This is a genomic window from Gluconobacter morbifer G707 (assembly GCF_000234355.1).
In the GTDB taxonomy this organism is placed as follows: domain Bacteria; phylum Pseudomonadota; class Alphaproteobacteria; order Acetobacterales; family Acetobacteraceae; genus Gluconobacter; species Gluconobacter morbifer.
In genome coordinates this window covers 348,340-364,668 of sequence record NZ_AGQV01000002.1, presented here as the reverse complement: position 1 = coordinate 364,668, position 16,329 = coordinate 348,340, and the positions used below count along the sequence as shown (strand labels likewise).

Sequence of the window (16,329 nt, the reverse complement as noted above, 5' to 3'; positions counted from 1 at the left end):
TTCAGGGGTGATCGAGGACCAGATCGTCTCGATGGATCAGAACATCACGACCGCGATATCCCAGCAGCTCTTCCATCTCATCTGAGTGATGGCCGATCAGCTTTGTGCTTTCTTCGGCGTCATAATCACTCAGGCCGCGGCCCAGGACGGTTCCGTCTTCCGCACAGATCAGGACCAGATCTCCACGACGGAAATCGCCCTCGATGCCACAGACGCCTGCCGGCAGAAGGGAGGCTCCCTGTCGCAGGGCCTGGTACGCACCGGCATCAATCACGATGCGTCCATGCGGGTGAAGGCTGCTTCCAAGCCACCGCTTTCTGGCTGATCCAACATCCGTCTGGGCCAGAAACCACGTGCACAGGCCTCCTTCCAGCAGTCTCTGGATGGGGTGAGGGGCCTGTCCGGCCGCAATGACCATATGAACCCCGGCCCGGTTCGCGATTTGAGCGGCCAGCAGCTTTGTGCGCATTCCGCCGGATGAGTAACCCGATGGCGGTGCCCCGCCCATGGCCATGATGTCGTCCGTCATTTGCTCGACGACAGGGATATGTCTGGCAGCCGGGTCCCTGCGCGGATCTGCTGTATAGAGACCATCAATATCCGAAAGCAGAACGAGGCAATCAGCCCCCACCATCTGCGCGACACGCGCGCCGAGGCGGTCATTGTCACCAAAGCGGATTTCCGCGGTGGCAATCGCATCATTCTCGTTGATGACAGGAATGGCGCCAAGGTCCAGAAGCGTCTGTAGTGTGGCGCGTGCATTGAGATGACGCTCACGGTTTTCCGTGTCATCCGGGGTGAGGAGCAGTTGCGCGGCGACGAGGTTGTGTTCCGCCAGTGCAGAACTCCAGCCCTGTATCAACCCGATCTGCCCGATGCTGGCGAGTGCCTGTTTCTCGTCCAGACGCAGCCGCTTTGACATCAGGCCAAGCTGGTGGCGCGCAAGAGAAATGGCTCCGGACGAAACCACGATCACTTCCGCGCCGCGTGCATGAAGGGCGGCGATATCCGAACAGACACTGCGAAGCCATGAAGCGCGGAGTTCAGCATTCTGGCTGTCAACGAGCAGGGCGCTTCCGATCTTGATGACGATCCGGCGCGCCTGCGCCAGGGAAGGGGCGGCGGCCGGCAGCGTCATGACAGATGATCTCTTTTGGCCGCGGTGACCCGGTCCTGAAGGAGACGCAGCAGTTCGGGAAGTCCTTCCTGACTCACGCCGGACAGTGTCAGGACCTCTGCCCCTGAGGCTTTGGCCAGGGCCCGTTTCTTGGCTGATTTCTGTTCTGCCGTCAGTGCGTCACACTTGTTCAGCACGATGACTTCCGGCTTGGCGGCCAGAACCGGATCATAGGCTTCCAGTTCCTTGCGGATCAGGCGCCAGTTCCGGACAATCTGGCTTTCCGTGCCGTCAATCAGGTGCAGCAGTGTCGCGCAGCGTTCCACATGACCCAGAAAACGGTCTCCCAGCCCAGCGCCTTCACTCGCGCCTTCAATCAGCCCGGGAATATCTGCGATGACAAACTCTTCCGTCGTGTTGAGGCGGACGACGCCAAGCTGGGGATGAAGGGTAGTGAAAGGGTAATCCGCGATTTTGGGGCGTGCGCGGGAAGCGACGGACAGAAGGGTGGATTTGCCGGCATTGGGCAGTCCGACCAGTCCTACATCCGCGATCAGCTTTAGCCGCAGCCAGATCCAGCGCTCTTCACCAGGCCAGCCCTTGTCCGCACGGCGAGGTGCGCGGTTCGTGCTGGTCTTGAAGTGCGCATTGCCCAGGCCGCCATCTCCGCCACGGCAGAGGAGAACTTCCTTTCCGGCTTCATACAGATCGGCCAGAAGGGTTTCGCGATCTTCATCAAGGATCTGGGTCCCGATCGGGACGTCAATCACGACATTGCGGGCTGCGGCGCCGGTCCGGTTTGACCCCGCGCCATTGCCACCTTTGCGCGCGCGGAAATGCTGCGTGTAACGGAAATCGATCAGGGTGTTGAGACTGGGAACCGCGCGGAAAATAATGTCACCGCCCCTGCCGCCGTCACCACCATCCGGGCCGCCGAATTCGATGTATTTCTCACGCCGGAATGCAACCACGCCGTCGCCACCGTCGCCCGAGCGTACATAGATCTTGGCCTGATCGAGAAACTTCATCGTATTATCCGCAACATAAGAAAAAAGGCCGGCCCTAGAACAGGACCGGCCCTTCAGCTCGCGCTTAGGGCGCGGTGATTATTCGGCGGCTTCCGGCAGTGCCACGGAAACGTGGACGCGGCCTTCGGCGCGACGCTGGAACTTCACATGTCCGTCCACCAGGGCGAACAGCGTGTGATCGCGGCCGATACCGACATTCGCACCGGCCTTCATCTTCGTGCCGCGCTGACGGACGATGATGTTGCCTGCAATGACGCTTTCGCCACCGAACTTCTTGACGCCCAGACGGCGACCGGCGCTATCGCGTCCGTTACGACTGGAACCGCCTGCCTTTTTTTGTGCCATGGCTGTGTATCCTTCCTAAAGTGCGGCTGATCAGGCCGCGTTGATGGCGTCGATGCGCAGCACGGTCACCGGCTGGCGGTGACCGTTCTTGCGGCGGCTGTTCTGGCGACGACGCTTCTTGAAGATGATAACCTTCGGCAGCCGGTCCTGCGCCACGACGGTCGCGGTCACGGTTGCACCGGCAACCAGCGGAGCGCCAACGGTCAGGGAGCCTTCGCCGCCGACCATCAGGACGTCGGAAAAGGTTACGGTGCTGCCGGCTTCCGCCTCAAGCTTCTCAACCTTCAGGATGCTCTGCGGAGCAACACGATACTGCTTTCCGCCTGTGCGGATGACTGCAAACATTCTGGAGACTCTCTCTCGTTCCGAACCCGTGGTCGCTTCTTTAATCTGACCGGACTGATCCGGCCTGATGCGACCCAGTCGCTTTTTGTCATTGGTTCCGGCCTGATCGGTCAGGGATCCGGAACAGCGGAGGTCGATACAGGGGAGAGCGCTTCCCGTCAATCAAAAACGGCAGATTGCGATGCGAATGTCCCGTCACTTCATGCCCGAAGATGCTGGTTACCCTCTTGCATTGTCACGAAAAGATCGTCATAAGCCCTCCATCGATCAGGTCCATGATCATGGACCGTATCCGGAGAGGTGCCAGAGTGGTCGATTGGGGCGGTCTCGAAAACCGTTGTGCCTTCGCGGGTACCGTGGGTTCGAATCCCACCCTCTCCGCCATTCCCTTCATATATCGCGACGGCATGCCTTCTTCAGACAGCGCCTTGCCTGGATTTTCCCTTACGGTGAGACGGGTTGGATCAGGGCTGGATTTCGGGGGCGGGCAGTTTGTTTCCTTCTCCCCGGAATGGCTTGCTGGCGTCCAGGAAATCTGAATTCGTGCTCATGATGTGTGCAACCACCACGAGATAAGTGATGGCGCGCGTCAGCTCCAGGCGTGTCACAAGATCGGTTTCCTGCTCATCCAGGGCGCGAAGTCGCCGGACAGCGGCACTCGCGATGCGCGCGGCCTTATCATGGCGGCGCGTGGATTGCTCGATATAATGCAGGACAAGCTGGATGGGGCGGCGTGCGCTGTCAGGCAGATATTCGCGATCCAGCAATGTCCGGAGCCGGATCACGTTCAGTCCAAGGGTGAGGGCGGCCAGCGTGCCAATGATGCAGGCTTCGATCAGCGGGGCAGGTGTAGGGCCTGCGTGACGGATGAGGCGGGCGAAGCGATCGGTGTTACGGCCAATCCAGACGCTGGTCTGCGGATGAAAATTCGGATTGGCGAGATGCTGAAGTTCTTTCAGCATGATACGGCGCAGACGATAGCGTTCTGAATCGCTGTTGAAAGGCAGGACGCTCCGGAAGACCAGAACGGCTACGGCTACCGCGGAAACCGTAGCCATATTGCCGTTATAAAATGCCATTTCGTTCATGACATGATGGTTTTGCAATCCCAGCATGGCGGGAAGAAGGAGGCCATAGGCCGCAGAACCACCTGCCGTTGCCGGATTGCCTTTGGCCAGCCCCCCCAGGAACATGGCAGGCCCCATGAAGAGAGCCAGGGATTCGAAGGTCGTAACCTTCGGCATCAGGACAAAGACCAGAATCCACGCAACAAAATAGGCGGCTATGGCACCCTTGAGAAATTCGGTTGTGCCAAGAACCGGATTTTCCTTGGTTGCGAACAGGCCGCAGACAAGCGTGGTAATGGCGATGAAGCCCAGACCATTCGGCCAGGCTGTGACTTCATAGATATAAGCTGTCAGAAGAACGGCGCAGGCACCACGCAGGCCGTTGTGAACTGCCTCGCGGGTGTCGCGATGTGTTTCCATCTGGAAATGGAAGTGATCTCCGCGAATGGTGTGGGTGCTGGCCTCATATTCCTTGATGGCCTGCTCAAGGTCTCCCAGGAGTTCGCCCAGGGAAACAAACAGGATACGTTCGTCCTGATGCGCGTCTTCCGTCTCCGGGTTTCCCGTTACGGTATCAAATGGATCGCTTCCGACAATCGGTTCGTTGTCAGGCTGGACGTCTGTTTCGCGATGAGGAGCCGCATAAAGGCGGCAGGTGTCACGGAAGTGCTGAAGGTCGGCGAGCAGGGCAGGGATTTCGGCAGGATCGGGCAGACGCTGGGGAAACTGTTTCAGGAACGCCAGAATTTCGTCGGCCGTGCGTGTGAACAGCGGATGTTCATGGTTGAGAAGCTGAAGCCGCATGGCCATGCCAAACCCGCGGGAGAGCAGCGCTGAAACCGCGGCCAGAGCCGCGCGCGCGTGATCCCCTTCATGACCATGCGGACCCATTTCGACTTCTGCAAATTCGATCTGGTCGTTGATCGTGAGTATGGTGCCGAACTGTCTGCGCGCTGTGTTCAGGGCGCCGCGATCTTCGCCCAGAATACTGCACAGGGTCCCTGTGACGAGAATAAGCGCCGATTCCAGTTTCTGGCGCATCTGCGCACGGGCATGTCGTTCTTGGCTGGTGGCGAAGATCAGCCCCATGAAGGCTTCGCACAGCACACCAAGGATAATGTATGTCCCACGGGACATTGCCACCATGAAGACATTGTCAGGGTTGGACGCCGCTCCCATGCAGATGATCGAACAGGTATATCCTGCAAGAACAAGGGCATAGGAACGGAAGTTACTGACGAATGTTGCAAAGCCGCTGCACAGGGCAATCCAGGTGGCCAGCATCGGGAAGAACATCCATGGCGCCTGCGGAGCGGCTGCCATGATGCTGATTGCGGCAGTAGCGCCGGTGACTGTTCCGACGATACGCCATTTTGCCTTGGACTGGCTTTCGCCGCGGGTGGTCTGTGCGACGGCCCAGACCGTCATGGCGGCCCAGGCCGGGCTGTCCAGTTCCATCCAGAACGCAATCCCGACTGCCATGCAGGCGGCGATCGTGTTGCGGAGCGCGAATGTGACGGAAGATACGCTCGGGGCGTAAAGCCAGGAGAGAAATGGTCGCGACCGTGGTCGGAGAGGAGCAGCCCAGGCGCCTGGTGATGCTGAACTGCTCGGAGTCGGTCGTCCCGGAGACGTAGTGCTGCCACTCATTACGGGAGGTGTAATACCCCCAAACCCCCTTACTCGGCGAGAGCGGAAATGGCCATTCTTAAATCCGTTACAAATTTTGTATATTCACGCGCTTTTGCCTCGGGGTCAGGAAGACGCAGTAAATAAGAGGGATGAACCGTCACGATACCGGTGCTGCCGTCTTCGAGTTCAATAAAACGTGAGCGCTCCCTGGAGATGGTGACGGGGCGGCCCAATACGGCGCTGGCACCCGTTACGCCCAGCATTACCGTTACACGCGGCCGAAGAATTCTGCGCTCTGCTGAAAGCCATGGAGCACAGCTCTGGATTTCAGCTGTGTCGGGTTTCTGATGAATTCTTCGATGGTTGCGTGGGACGAATTTGAAATGTTTGACCGCATTCGTGATCCACGTCCTGTCGCGGTCGCCTCCGGCTTCCTGAAAGGCGCGGTCGAACAGCTGTCCTGCAGGGCCGACGAATGGCCGCCCCTGAAGATCTTCCTGGTCTCCTGGTTGTTCCCCGACGAAAAGCAGTTTGCTTCCCGGAGTACCTTCACCCGAAACCGTGCGTGTCGCCGGTTTGCAGAGATCGCAGAATGTACAGTCCAGTGCGAGAGCTCTCAGCTCCGAAAGGGCATTTGCCTGACGGACGTCTTCCGGCTCAGGGTGCAGGCGGGCTGGCAGAGGGGCCTGCCAGTAGGAATTGCCTGGCCCGGCGGTCGTGGCGGCGCGAATGGCGGCAATGCAGTCCTCGGGTGAGGATGGTGTGGTTTCAAGTGGTGGCCCGAACCGCAGTTCTTGGCCGTCCCACGACAGGGTCCGTTCCGGCGCGGAAACGGCCCACGGACCCAGGCGTAGATTCGGAAGCAGACTGGCCTGTGAATCAATGATCGAGGCTGCATGATCCGAGGTGATCGGTTGCCAACCGGGAAGATGGCCGTCAGGCATCAGGGCTCTGAAAGAGAGAATGATGTCTTCAGCGTTACGGGCAAGAGTCTGTAGTTGTGCGAGAAGATGATCCGGAACGGGCGTCTGTTTCTGAAGGTGTTCAAGATACTGGTAGAGTAACGAGAACCGTTCCGTGGTGTCCGAGGCAAATATTGCCGGGAAGAGTTTTCCCATGGCGCGAGGGACTCTGACGGTGGACGGAGCCTCGGGTAGGGTGCGTGAGGCCTGGGGTGCGTACAGGTCGGCTGGCGGTTCGATTTTCCATTCAATCGCATTGGACGGGACCTGCTGGTTCAGGAGTTCCCGGGACCAGGCGCGCCATCCGGCGAAGTCGCTGCTCGAAGCCAGACTGACGGTATGCTTGGTCATGATATCCTCTGAAACCCTGTGAAGCGTGGCAGAACGTGGTGAGTTGAAGTCTTTTTTGTGTTTGCGAAATATTTATGATTCGTGATAGTGAACATCAACCATCACGGTATGGCTAAATATTTCGACTTCCCGTTTACCTGATCATCTCTGGATGGCAGGGAATTGAAAAAAAACATATGAATAGAAAGGGTAGGGCGGCATGTCTGAAAACGCCTCCAATACTGGTCTACTGGAACTGACTGCGCAGATTGTAGCGGCTCAGGCCTCCCGTGGTTCCCTTGAGGCCGAAGCATTACCTGTTCTGATCCGCCAGGTTTATGATGCTCTCGCGACGGCTGATGCTCCCAAGGAGGAGCCAGTTCCCGAACGCCCCCAGCCCGCAGTACCCATCAAACGCTCGGTTTTCCCGGACTACATCATCTGTCTGGAAGACGGCAAAAAGCTCAAGATGCTGAAGCGTCATCTGCAGAGCGCTTACGACATGACGCCCGAACAGTATCGGGAGCGCTGGGGACTGCCCGCCGATTACCCTCTTGTTGCGCCGAATTATGCAGAGCGCCGTTCAGCACTGGCAAGGGAAATCGGTCTCGGGCGCAAGATCAGTGCAAGTAGCGGAGACGGTAAAAAAGAGTCCGCCCGGACACGCCGCTCCAAAAAGACCGAAGCCTGATTATTCCTTGAAAAGAGGCGCCGGGAGGAAGTAGTCGTTGTCATCCACAAATGGAAGTCCCGCCAGTTCTCCTCCGGAGGGATGGCTGCTTATACAGCGGACGCGGCAGCGACGGCTGGTAGCCTGGCGGGTCGCCGCCGTGACGCTGTTTCTTGTGGCTCTTTTTGCGATGACATGGATGAGGAAGACGCCGGCTCTTTCCGATGAGGTTGCCCGGCCTCATATCGCCAGACTGGTTATTCACGGCATTATCGGAAACAATGTTTCCGATCTGACCGAGGCTCTTGGACAGGCTGCAAAGTCCCCGAACGTCAGGGGATTACTTGTTGTTGTGGATAGTCCCGGTGGAGGCGTAACGGGGGGGGAAAGGCTTCATGACGCCATCGCCCGCTTCGCTTCCGCCAAACCCGTTGCTGTGACGATGGAAGATATGGGCGCCTCGGCAGCTTATATGCTGTCCGTGCCTGCCCAGCATATCGTGGCTCTTCCATCCACCCTGACCGGTTCCATCGGTGTGATTCTGCAACGGCCTGACGTGACGTCTCTTCTGGGGCGGATCGGTGTGGAGGTCGATGCGGTCACATCCGGCGCAATGAAGGATCAGACTGACCCGACCAGTCATCTGACGCCTGACGGACGCGCCATGCTGCAGGGACTGGTCAATGATTTGTTCGACCAGTTCGTGACCATGGTGGCGACAGGACGCCATATGACCGAGGAAAAGGTCCGCACTCTTGCGGATGGAAGAGCTTATACGGGCCATCAGGCACTGGCTCTCGGTCTTGTCGATGAGCTTGGTGACGAAGAGGCTGCAAGGCACTGGCTGCGTCAGAGACTTCACGTCAGCGACGCCTCCTGCCCGGTTCTTCCGCTACTTCCTGCATCGCGCCACATTAACTGGTTCAGTTTCCCTCATCGTCGTGCTGCGCTGGCATGGATGTTCGGAAACACGTTGCTGGAAAAGTTTGAAACGGCCAGCCTTGACGGTGCCGTTGCGGTTCTGCAACTCTGAGGTCTTCACGCAAGGCCGCAGTCAGCTGGAAGTGCTGTCATGACCCGATCGGAACTTATTGCTCAACTCGCCGAGGAGTATCCTCATCTCCTTATCCGTGACATCGAACGGATCGTCGGCACAATTTTTGAAGAAATCGGTGCGGCTCTTGCGCGTGGAGACAGAGTCGAACTTCGTGGTTTCGGTGCGTTTATCCCGCGCAAGCGGGATGCACGGAACGGCCGGAATCCCCGTACGGGCGATATGGTTGCCGTTGAGGAAAAAAGCGTGCCGTTCTTCAAGGTAGGCAAGGAACTGCGCGAGCGCATCAATCACCACATGCAGACGCGGAAAACGTCCACCTGATGATCCCGCTGGGCCGGGCTGTGATGTTCTTGCATCAGCCTGCGGGAGAACATCAGCCCAAGGCTGGTGAAGGGGCTTCAGCCATATGGTTTTGAGGTATCATCGCGGGATGTCATGCGCGGTTTTTTCCCGGACCCTTGTTCCCCTGCTGTTGTCCTGCCTTTGCGCGGGGACCGTTACGGTAGGTGCCCAGGCACATTCGTTCCCGTCTTCCCGGCTTCATCACAACTCCAGACAGGCAACCAGGACTGCACAGCTCCCGGCGCATGAAGAGCTGTGTTACCGTTCGACTGCGGGTCTGATTTTCCTGAAGCAGAATGGCAACCATTATATGGCCAGCCATAAAAACGGCTTCGCTCCGATTGGCGAAGCCGTTTTCCGCTCCCGTCCCTCGGCGCAGGCCTGTCCGTATTCCCGTATCCGGCGAGGCTGAACGGAGGCAGTCTTGTCGGATACGGGCTTGTCAGTGTCCTTTAAGATTGCTGATTTCCGCGAGCAGGAAATCACGGAATACGGCAATCCGCTTTGAGGTTCTCAGTTCTTCCGGATAGACGAAATAAGCTTCCACCTGCGGAAGGGTCTGTTCGGGCAGGACCCGGACTAGATGGGGATGCTCTGCTGCGGCATAAAGGGGCAGGGACCCTATGCCTGTTCCGGCGGCAATCGCATTTGCAATGGCGGCGATATTGTTGATGGCCAGCCGCGACCCACGCTGCGCCAGTCCTTCGTGCCGCAGGAGGTCCAGAAGCCAGTTGATATTGGGCAGAGGCAGATGCCAGCCGGCGAAAGTGATGATCTGATGATCTGCCAGTTCCTGAAGGGTGCCTGGCGTGCCGTGCCGCTCCAGATAATCAGGGCTGGCGTAGATGGGCATCGGGAAATTGGCGAGATGACGCTGCACCAGATCAGGCTGGGTTGGTGGATGCAGCCTGATCGCCACATCTGCTTCCCGCATCCCGAGATCCAGATCCGCGTCTTCTAACAGGAGCGTGACCTCAATGTCGGGATGGTGCTCGAGAAAACGGTGAAGACGCGGCGAGAGCCATGACAGCCCAAAGCCGGTTGTTGTCGTGATCTTGATCTTGCCGGCGGTGCGTTCCTTGCTCTCACTCAGAAAAGCCTGGGTCAGTGCAAGCTTGGAGAAGACTTCCCGCACGGTCCGGTTCAGGACGTCGCCCTGCTCCGTCAGGATCAGTCCACGGGCATGCCGGTGAAACAGCGGAACACGCAGGACGTCTTCCAGAGCGGAAATCTGGCGTGAGACGGCCGATTGACTGAGTCCGAGCCGGTCGCCTGCATGGGTAAAGGAACCAGCTTCGGCGACAGCATGGAAAATCCTCAGCTTGTCCCAGTCCATCTGGTGTTCTCCACGTTCGCCGGAACGGCGTTCCTCGTCCTTTTTACCCATGAGCCCTGGCGCTATCCGTCAAGAGGTGTCGTTGAGCGGACGAAACTGTCTCAAGCTGTTGCGAGGGTCAAGTTTTTGTCATGGCAGGTATGCCAGAAAGATATCGTTCGGCTTCGAGTGCGGCCATGCAGCCACTGCCCGCAGCGGTAACCGCCTGGCGGAAAATGCGATCCTGAATGTCGCCGGCTGCGAAAACGCCCCTGACAGATGTTGTTGTGCCGCCCTTTTCCGTCACGACGTATCCGTCGCTGTCGCAGGCTACTTCGCTCCGGAAAGGTCCGGTGTTCGGAGAATGGCCGATCGCGATGAAGACGCCGTCCACCGGCAGGGTTTCCGTCTCTCCGTTTCTGGTATTCTTCAGAAAAAGACCCGAAACCACCTCGGGTTCACCGTGACCGAGGACCGCCTCTACGGCTCGGTTCCAGTGGATTTCAATCTTGGGATTCGCGAACAGGCGCTCCTGAAGGATACGTTCGGCCCGGAGGCTGTCACGCCGATGGATGAGGTGAACCTTGTCGGCGTGGTGGGTGAGGTACAGGGCTTCCTCGACGGCCGTATTTCCACCACCGACCACCGCAACCGTCTTCCCGCGGTAAAAAAAGCCGTCACAGGTCGCGCAGGCCGAGACACCGCCGCGCTGCAGGCGTTTTTCGGACTCGAGCCCCAGCCACTTGGCCTGGGCCCCCGTGGCGATGACGATGGTCCGGGCATGGAATTCGTCACCGGAATCGCCGTACAGGCGGAAATATCCATCCGGTGCGGGGCCGTTCCTGAGGTCGGCGCGAACGATCAGGTCATAGACCAGCTGCGTACCGACGTGTTCGGCCTGTTCACGCATCTGTTCCATAAGCCACGGTCCCTGGATCGGGGCGGCAAAACCGGGATAATTTTCAACATCCGTTGTGATGGTAAGCTGGCCGCCGGGCTGAAGGCCGGTCACGAGAATCGGCTTGAGGCTGGCGCGGGCGGCATAAATCGCGGCAGTATAGCCCGCAGGGCCGGCGCCGACGACCAGAAGGTCCGTACGATGGATTGCTGGCATGATCGATCCTTATGGGTGTTTGCCGTTCCATATAGAGACTTTGGATGCATCTGCCATCTTTGCGGATGCGAACCGCTGCCATATACCCTTTGGTGAAATGAACGCTTCTACGATCTCGCCCCCGATTGAACTGGATGCCATCGACCGGCAGATCATTGCCGAGCTGCAGGTCGATGGCCGCATGACCAACGTCGAACTGGCACGTCGGGCCGGGATCTCGGCGCCTCCGTGCCTGCGACGGGTTCGCCGGCTGGAGGAACTGGGGATCATCAGGGGATACCACGCGGAAGTCGATGCGGCGCTTCTCGGATGGTCTCTCAATTTTTATGCCCTGATCGGACTCGACAGCCAGAAAGGCAGCGTTCTGGAAGCATTCGAAGCGCAGGTCGGAGCCTGGCCGGAAACCCGGGAATGTCACATGATCCGGGGTGGGGGGGACTTTCTCGTCCGTCTTGTCGCCCGTGATGCCGCTCACCAGAATATTCTTACCCGCCGTCTGACGGATAGCGCCCATGTCGTCCGCGTCCAGACTCTTCAGACCATCCATACGAGTCGTGATCTCGCAGGCGTGCCGATCTGACGGCAGAGACATTCCATGCCCGTTTCCGTTCAGGAAAATCTCCCGGCCGACCTCAGCGTCATTGTGCCGTGCTACAATGAGGCCCCCAATGTTGCGCCCATGGTGGCGGCACTCGATGCGGTTCTCGCAGGGCAGGCCTGGGAAGTCATTTTCGTAGATGACAACTCCCCTGACGGTACGGCCGACCGTGTTGCTGCCATTGCGCGTCAGGACCCGCGCGTGCGTGTTCTCCGCAGGATCGGACGGCGGGGGCTGTCGTCCGCAGTGATCGAGGGTTTCCTGTCGTCCAGTGCGCCTTATGTCGCTGTGATGGACGGGGATATGCAGCATGACGAATCCGTCCTGCTGACCATGCTGGCTGACCTGAAGGCCGGTTCGGATATCGTGGTGGCAAGCCGGCATGTCGAAGGAGGGGATAGCGGCGGCCTCGCCGGGCGGGGACGACATTTCCTTTCAGAGGCAGGCATACGTGCCGCACAGACTGTCATGCACCATTGCCTGACAGACCCCATGAGCGGGTTTTTCGCGATGCGCCGTGATCTGTTCGAACAGATCGTGCCCCAGTTGTCTGGCACGGGCTTCAAGATCCTGCTGGATATCGTCATGTCGGCACCCCGGCAGATCCGCATTACGGAAGTCCCGTTTGTCTTTCGGCCCCGTGCCGCCGGGGAAAGCAAGCTCGATGTGGTTGTGCTGCTTCAGTTCGGTACCATGGTACTCGACAAACTGACCCATGGCTGGCTGCCAACGCGGTTTCTCTCCTTCGCGCTGGTCGGACTGAGTGGCGTCGTGGTGAATGTCGTGATCATGAATCTGGCCCGTGCCGCAGGGCTGGGTTTCTCCTGGTCGCAGCTTGCGGGAACGGCCTGCGCCATCCTGGCGAACTTCCTGCTCAACAACCGCTTCACCTATTATGACCGCCGCCTGAAAGGGCCGTCATTCTGGCGGGGACTGGCGATTTTTATTGTGGTCTGTTCGCTCGGAGGTCTGGCCAATATCGGGATTGCCCGCATGGTCCTGCATGGAGCCGGCCACGGTCACTGGGATCGCTCTTCGGCTGCCGGTGCCGTGATCGGTGTTGTCTGGAACTACGCCGTATCCTCCACGCTTGTCTGGCGGTGACGTGAACCGCACGCCCCTCTGGGAGGAATGGCGCCTGTTCTGGGCGCTCCTGCTGGTCCTGATGGTGCTGCGTCTCTTCATGGCAGCTTTTCTGCCGCTCATGCCGGATGAAGCCTATTACTGGGTCTGGTCGCGGCATCTGCAGGGCGGATATCTCGATCATCCGTTTATGGTGGCGCTATGGATCCGCATCGGCACCTGGTTCTGTGGCGATACGCCCCTGGGGGTCCGGTTTCTGGGGCCTTTGTCCGTGTTGCCAGGAAGCTGGGCCCTCTATCATGCCGCCAGAAGGCTGTTGCCGTCGATTGTCTGGCCACTGTCCGGCTGGCGTGCCGCGCTCCTGCTCAACAGCACCCTGATGCTGGGGCTTGGTGCTGCGACAATGACGCCTGATACACCTCTGGTCTTCTTTGTTGCCTGTGCCCTTTACACGCTGAGCCGCGCCGTCGAACCTGCGATTTCCCCTTTGCGGGCTCTTCCGTGGTGGCTGCTGACAGGCGTCCTGCTCGGATTGGGGTTTGATTCGAAATACACGGCCGTTCTGCTCGTCGCGGCTCTTGGCGGGGCTGTTCTGACGACAGCCCGTTTCCGCCGTCAGCCGGGCCCCTGGCTGGCCATTCCGGTTTTCCTTGCGGCAACAACGCCAGTTCTTGTCTGGAATGCCGGGCATCACTGGGCCAGTTTCATGCGGCAGGGCGGACGGGCAGGCGACTGGCATCCGGCACGCGCCTTCCAGTTCCTTGGGGAACTGATCGGTGGTCAGATCGGTCTTGCAACACCTCTGATTTTCGTCCTGTTTGGGCTGGGGATCATGGTGTCCGTGCGTCGGAACCGGCTGCTGGCATGGCTTGCCCTTCTGCCTCTGGCTGTTTTCGTCTTCCATGCGTTCGGGGACCGGGTACAGGCCAACTGGCCTGCGGTTCTGTATCCCGTTCTTGCGCTCGCTGCGGTGCAGACCGGCCGTCGCGTCAAATGGGCGGCAGCAAGCGGGCTGTTCCTGACGGGGCTTGTCTGTCTTCAGGCCCTCTGCTCGCTTCTGCCTCTCTCTCCGCACCGGGACCCGGTTCTGCGTCAGACCGGGGGATGGAATGATTTCGCCCGCCAGATTGCCCTGAAAGCCAGGCAGGAGGGTGCGACCGCGCTTGTCGTGGAGGATTATGGTCTGGCATCCGAACTGGCACTGAACCAGACGCTTCTTCCCGTGCTCGGGACCGATCCCCGCTGGGCCCTGTTCCATCTTCCACGTCAGACGGTCGCGCAGGCCCTGACCGTTACGGAAGACCGCTCTTTGTCTGCTCCGTCTGGTGCCGATGCACTCTGTCGCAGCCGCAGGGGGCGGTTCATCCGCTGTTACCGCCTGAAAATGCTGGTGACTGTCACTGGAATACAGCTTCCGGCACGGATTTAAATTTCTCCTTAACTTCTGCCTGCCATAGTCGCGCCATCTCAGGAGGCGGGATGTCGAACAACGGCCAGGAACAGAAAGTCATTATCAAGCGCTTCGATGTGGTCGCCGGCGGCCATCATGGTGGCAGCTGGAAGATCGCCTATGCTGATTTCGTAACGGCAATGATGGCGTTCTTTCTGGTCATGTGGCTGATTAATGCCACAACGGAACAGCAGCGCAGGGGCATTGCCAGTTTTTTCAATCCGATCGCTGCCGATGAGACGTCGTCCCCTCTGGAGACCGTCATTCCGCCTGTCGATTCTACTCCAAAAGCCGAGACCAACCGTCCCCTGACCCTTGAGCCGGGTCGGACGGAAGGGATTCATCCCGACGACGGAACATCAGGCCGACAGACATCATCTCCTCGTACAACCGGCATTCACAGTGCGCAGATTGTCGTGCTCCATGACAATCAGGTGCAGCCCGGTGAGGCACCTGTAACGGATGGGCCGACGGCGCAGGAACATGCAGCCCGGATTCAGGCAGCCAGCCAAATCAGAAAAGTCGTCAGCGCGGCTTCTGATCTGGCGGATGTCCAGTCACAAGTCACGGTCAGGGCAGGGGATGACGGCCTGCATGTCGAAATCGCGGATACCGATCATCAGCCCATGTTTGCGCTCGGGCAGGCCAGACCTGATGCACGCACTGTCCGGCTTCTCAGGCTGATCGTGCCCTATCTTGAACGGTTGCACGGGCAGCTATCCGTCGCAGGATATACGGATGCGGCTCCGTTCCGCCCCGGGCAGCCCAGCAACTGGAGCCTGTCCAGCGCGCGCGCGGTCTCCGTGCGGGATATTCTGGTCCAGAGCGGCTTTCCCGACCGGCGCCTCAGATCTGTCAGCGGCTATGCTGACCGCAACCTTTTCGATCCCGCACATCCTCTCGACCCGCGAAACCGGCGCATCGTGCTTGTCCTGTCCACCGATGCGCCATAGCAGATTTCAGTCAGGAATTTCCGAATGTTCATTCTTATTGGTCTAGGGGTCGTTCTGGCCTGTGTTTTCGGGTCATTTGTAGCATCCGGAGGCGCAATCGGTCCGCTCCTGTCATCAATGCCTTTCGAACTGCTGACCATTCTGGGTGCGGCGATTGGGACCTTTCTGATGGCCAATTCGATTGAGGCCGTAAAACACGTTCCTGCTGGTATCAAAAGGGCCATGAAGGGCTCTCAGTACGGACGGCAGGATTACATTGACATGCTGGGGCTACTGTTCCACCTGACCAGGCTGGCTTCGATGAAAGGGCTGATGGCGCTCGAATCCCATATTGAAGAGCCAGCAACCAGCACCATTTTCGGTGCATTCCCGAAAATCAGGGACAATCCGCGCATCTGCGCTTTCATCTGCGATTACCTGCGGATGGCCGGTATGAACGTGACCGATCCCTATCAGATGGATGAGGTCATGGGGAACGAACTGAAAAAAACCTCCGGGAGGACATGCATCTTCCACATGCCCTGCAATCTGTTTCAGATGCGTTGCCAGCGCTCGGCATCGTCGCGGCCGTGCTCGGCGTCATCAAGACCATGGCGTCCATCAGCAAGCCGCCCATTGTTCTGGGGGAAATGATCGCAGGCGCGCTGGTCGGCACGTTTCTGGGAATACTTCTGGCCTATGGGATCGTTGCGCCAGTCGCTGGCCGGCTGGGAGGGGTGGTGGAAGAGGACGCCTGTTACCGGGAGCTGATCCGCTCGGTCATCGTTGCCCATCTGCAAGGTAACGCCCCGCAGGTCAGTGTGGAAATTGGCCGCAAAAGCATCCCATCCGGACTGATGCCCGGTTTTCAGGAAGTGGAAGATGCCGTGAATGCGGTTTCCGTCACCTGACCAGAGGCTTGCGCTACCCGGCTTCTCCTTT

The 16,329-nt window shown here is 59.0% G+C and carries 15 protein-coding genes, 1 tRNA gene and 1 pseudogene; 9 read left to right on the top strand and 8 right to left on the bottom strand.

The features are described 5' to 3' along the window. Nucleotide 1 precedes the first annotated feature (1 nt). The 4 genes from proB to rplU all read right to left on the bottom strand — a co-directional run bounded on the left by proB (nt 2) and on the right by rplU (nt 2,835). Nucleotides 2-1,138, bottom strand: coding sequence for a glutamate 5-kinase (gene proB, locus GMO_RS06625; protein ID WP_008851552.1), 1,137 nt, complete (start codon nt 1,136-1,138; stop codon nt 2-4). After that, nucleotides 1,135-2,145, bottom strand: a complete 1,011-nt coding sequence (obgE, locus tag GMO_RS06620) for a GTPase ObgE (protein ID WP_008851551.1) — start codon at nt 2,143-2,145, stop codon at nt 1,135-1,137. The genes proB and obgE overlap by 4 nt, the downstream gene beginning before the upstream one ends. Before the next feature lie 78 nt (nt 2,146-2,223). Continuing rightward, a complete protein-coding gene (gene rpmA, locus GMO_RS06615; protein ID WP_008851550.1) occupies nt 2,224-2,490 on the bottom strand; it encodes a 50S ribosomal protein L27 in 267 nt (88 codons plus the stop codon). A gap of 30 nt (nt 2,491-2,520) precedes the next feature. Beyond that, a complete protein-coding gene (rplU, locus tag GMO_RS06610; RefSeq protein WP_008851549.1) occupies nt 2,521-2,835 on the bottom strand; it encodes a 50S ribosomal protein L21 in 315 nt (104 codons plus the stop codon). A gap of 294 nt (nt 2,836-3,129) precedes the next feature. Between rplU and GMO_RS06605 the strand changes: the two genes are divergently transcribed. Then, a tRNA-Ser gene (locus GMO_RS06605) sits at nt 3,130-3,219 on the top strand. 80 nt (nt 3,220-3,299) lie between these two features. On the opposite strand, the gene GMO_RS06600 is transcribed toward GMO_RS06605, so the two are convergent. Together GMO_RS06600 and GMO_RS06595 are read right to left on the bottom strand one after the other, a co-directional pair. Continuing rightward, nucleotides 3,300-5,552, bottom strand: coding sequence for an FUSC family protein (locus GMO_RS06600; RefSeq protein ID WP_040508410.1), 2,253 nt, complete (start codon nt 5,550-5,552; stop codon nt 3,300-3,302). A 29-nt stretch (nt 5,553-5,581) separates the two neighbouring features. Then, nucleotides 5,582-6,847, bottom strand: a complete 1,266-nt coding sequence (locus GMO_RS06595; RefSeq protein WP_008851547.1) for a UdgX family uracil-DNA binding protein — start codon at nt 6,845-6,847, stop codon at nt 5,582-5,584. Between the two features lie 199 nt (nt 6,848-7,046). Between GMO_RS06595 and GMO_RS06590 the strand changes: the two genes are divergently transcribed. Genes GMO_RS06590 through ihfB form a run of 3 tightly spaced genes read left to right on the top strand, consistent with a single transcriptional unit; the run spans nt 7,047 to nt 8,874 of the window. After that, complete coding sequence (locus tag GMO_RS06590) at nt 7,047-7,517, top strand: MucR family transcriptional regulator (protein ID WP_008851546.1); 471 nt, start codon at nt 7,047-7,049, stop codon at nt 7,515-7,517. A gap of 37 nt (nt 7,518-7,554) precedes the next feature. Beyond that, a complete protein-coding gene (gene sppA, locus GMO_RS06585; protein WP_050801421.1) occupies nt 7,555-8,529 on the top strand; it encodes a signal peptide peptidase SppA in 975 nt (324 codons plus the stop codon). A gap of 39 nt (nt 8,530-8,568) precedes the next feature. Then, nucleotides 8,569-8,874, top strand: a complete 306-nt coding sequence (ihfB, locus tag GMO_RS06580; RefSeq protein WP_008851544.1) for an integration host factor subunit beta — start codon at nt 8,569-8,571, stop codon at nt 8,872-8,874. A gap of 463 nt (nt 8,875-9,337) precedes the next feature. On the opposite strand, the gene GMO_RS06570 is transcribed toward ihfB, so the two are convergent. Then, complete coding sequence (locus tag GMO_RS06570) at nt 9,338-10,231, bottom strand: LysR family transcriptional regulator (RefSeq protein WP_040508537.1); 894 nt, start codon at nt 10,229-10,231, stop codon at nt 9,338-9,340. 118 nt (nt 10,232-10,349) lie between these two features. Continuing rightward, nucleotides 10,350-11,324: a thioredoxin-disulfide reductase gene (gene trxB, locus GMO_RS06565; RefSeq protein WP_008851541.1), complete on the bottom strand. Its 975-nt coding sequence runs from the start codon at nt 11,322-11,324 to the stop codon at nt 10,350-10,352. Nucleotides 11,325-11,421: 97 nt separating this feature from the next. Here trxB and GMO_RS06560 point away from each other — a divergent pair, with 97 nt between their 5' ends. The 5 genes and pseudogenes from GMO_RS06560 (at nt 11,422) to motA (ending at nt 16,298) form a co-directional block, all read left to right on the top strand. Beyond that, entirely contained in the window at nt 11,422-11,904 is a 483-nt protein-coding gene (locus GMO_RS06560) for an Lrp/AsnC family transcriptional regulator (RefSeq protein ID WP_040508534.1), read from the top strand. Between the two features lie 15 nt (nt 11,905-11,919). Beyond that, on the top strand, nt 11,920-13,026 hold the full coding sequence (locus GMO_RS06555) for a glycosyltransferase (RefSeq protein WP_008851539.1): 1,107 nt from the start codon (nt 11,920-11,922) through the stop codon (nt 13,024-13,026). 1 nt (nt 13,027) lies between these two features. After that, a complete protein-coding gene (locus GMO_RS06550; protein WP_008851538.1) occupies nt 13,028-14,434 on the top strand; it encodes a glycosyltransferase family 39 protein in 1,407 nt (468 codons plus the stop codon). A 50-nt stretch (nt 14,435-14,484) separates the two neighbouring features. Then, nucleotides 14,485-15,408 carry a flagellar motor protein MotB gene (locus GMO_RS06545; RefSeq protein ID WP_008851537.1) on the top strand — a complete coding sequence of 308 codons (924 nt, stop codon included), beginning with the start codon at nt 14,485-14,487 and terminating at the stop codon, nt 15,406-15,408. Nucleotides 15,409-15,432: 24 nt separating this feature from the next. Next, a pseudogene (motA, locus tag GMO_RS06540) lies at nt 15,433-16,298 on the top strand (flagellar motor stator protein MotA). The last annotated feature ends 31 nt before the right edge of the window (nt 16,299-16,329 follow it).

Coding starts and splice junctions, on each gene's coding strand:
- proB (WP_008851552.1), bottom strand. CDS start 1,138: ATGACGCTGCCGGCCGCCGCCCCTTCCCTGGCGCAGGCGCGCCGGATC.
- obgE (WP_008851551.1), bottom strand. CDS start 2,145: ATGAAGTTTCTCGATCAGGCCAAGATCTATGTACGCTCGGGCGACGGT.
- rpmA (WP_008851550.1), bottom strand. CDS start 2,490: ATGGCACAAAAAAAGGCAGGCGGTTCCAGTCGTAACGGACGCGATAGC.
- rplU (WP_008851549.1), bottom strand. CDS start 2,835: ATGTTTGCAGTCATCCGCACAGGCGGAAAGCAGTATCGTGTTGCTCCG.
- GMO_RS06600 (WP_040508410.1), bottom strand. CDS start 5,552: ATGAGTGGCAGCACTACGTCTCCGGGACGACCGACTCCGAGCAGTTCA.
- GMO_RS06595 (WP_008851547.1), bottom strand. CDS start 6,847: ATGACCAAGCATACCGTCAGTCTGGCTTCGAGCAGCGACTTCGCCGGA.
- GMO_RS06590 (WP_008851546.1), top strand. CDS start 7,047: ATGTCTGAAAACGCCTCCAATACTGGTCTACTGGAACTGACTGCGCAG.
- ihfB (WP_008851544.1), top strand. CDS start 8,569: ATGACCCGATCGGAACTTATTGCTCAACTCGCCGAGGAGTATCCTCAT.
- GMO_RS06570 (WP_040508537.1), bottom strand. CDS start 10,231: ATGGACTGGGACAAGCTGAGGATTTTCCATGCTGTCGCCGAAGCTGGT.
- trxB (WP_008851541.1), bottom strand. CDS start 11,324: ATGCCAGCAATCCATCGTACGGACCTTCTGGTCGTCGGCGCCGGCCCT.
- GMO_RS06560 (WP_040508534.1), top strand. CDS start 11,422: ATGAACGCTTCTACGATCTCGCCCCCGATTGAACTGGATGCCATCGAC.
- GMO_RS06555 (WP_008851539.1), top strand. CDS start 11,920: ATGCCCGTTTCCGTTCAGGAAAATCTCCCGGCCGACCTCAGCGTCATT.
- GMO_RS06545 (WP_008851537.1), top strand. CDS start 14,485: ATGTCGAACAACGGCCAGGAACAGAAAGTCATTATCAAGCGCTTCGAT.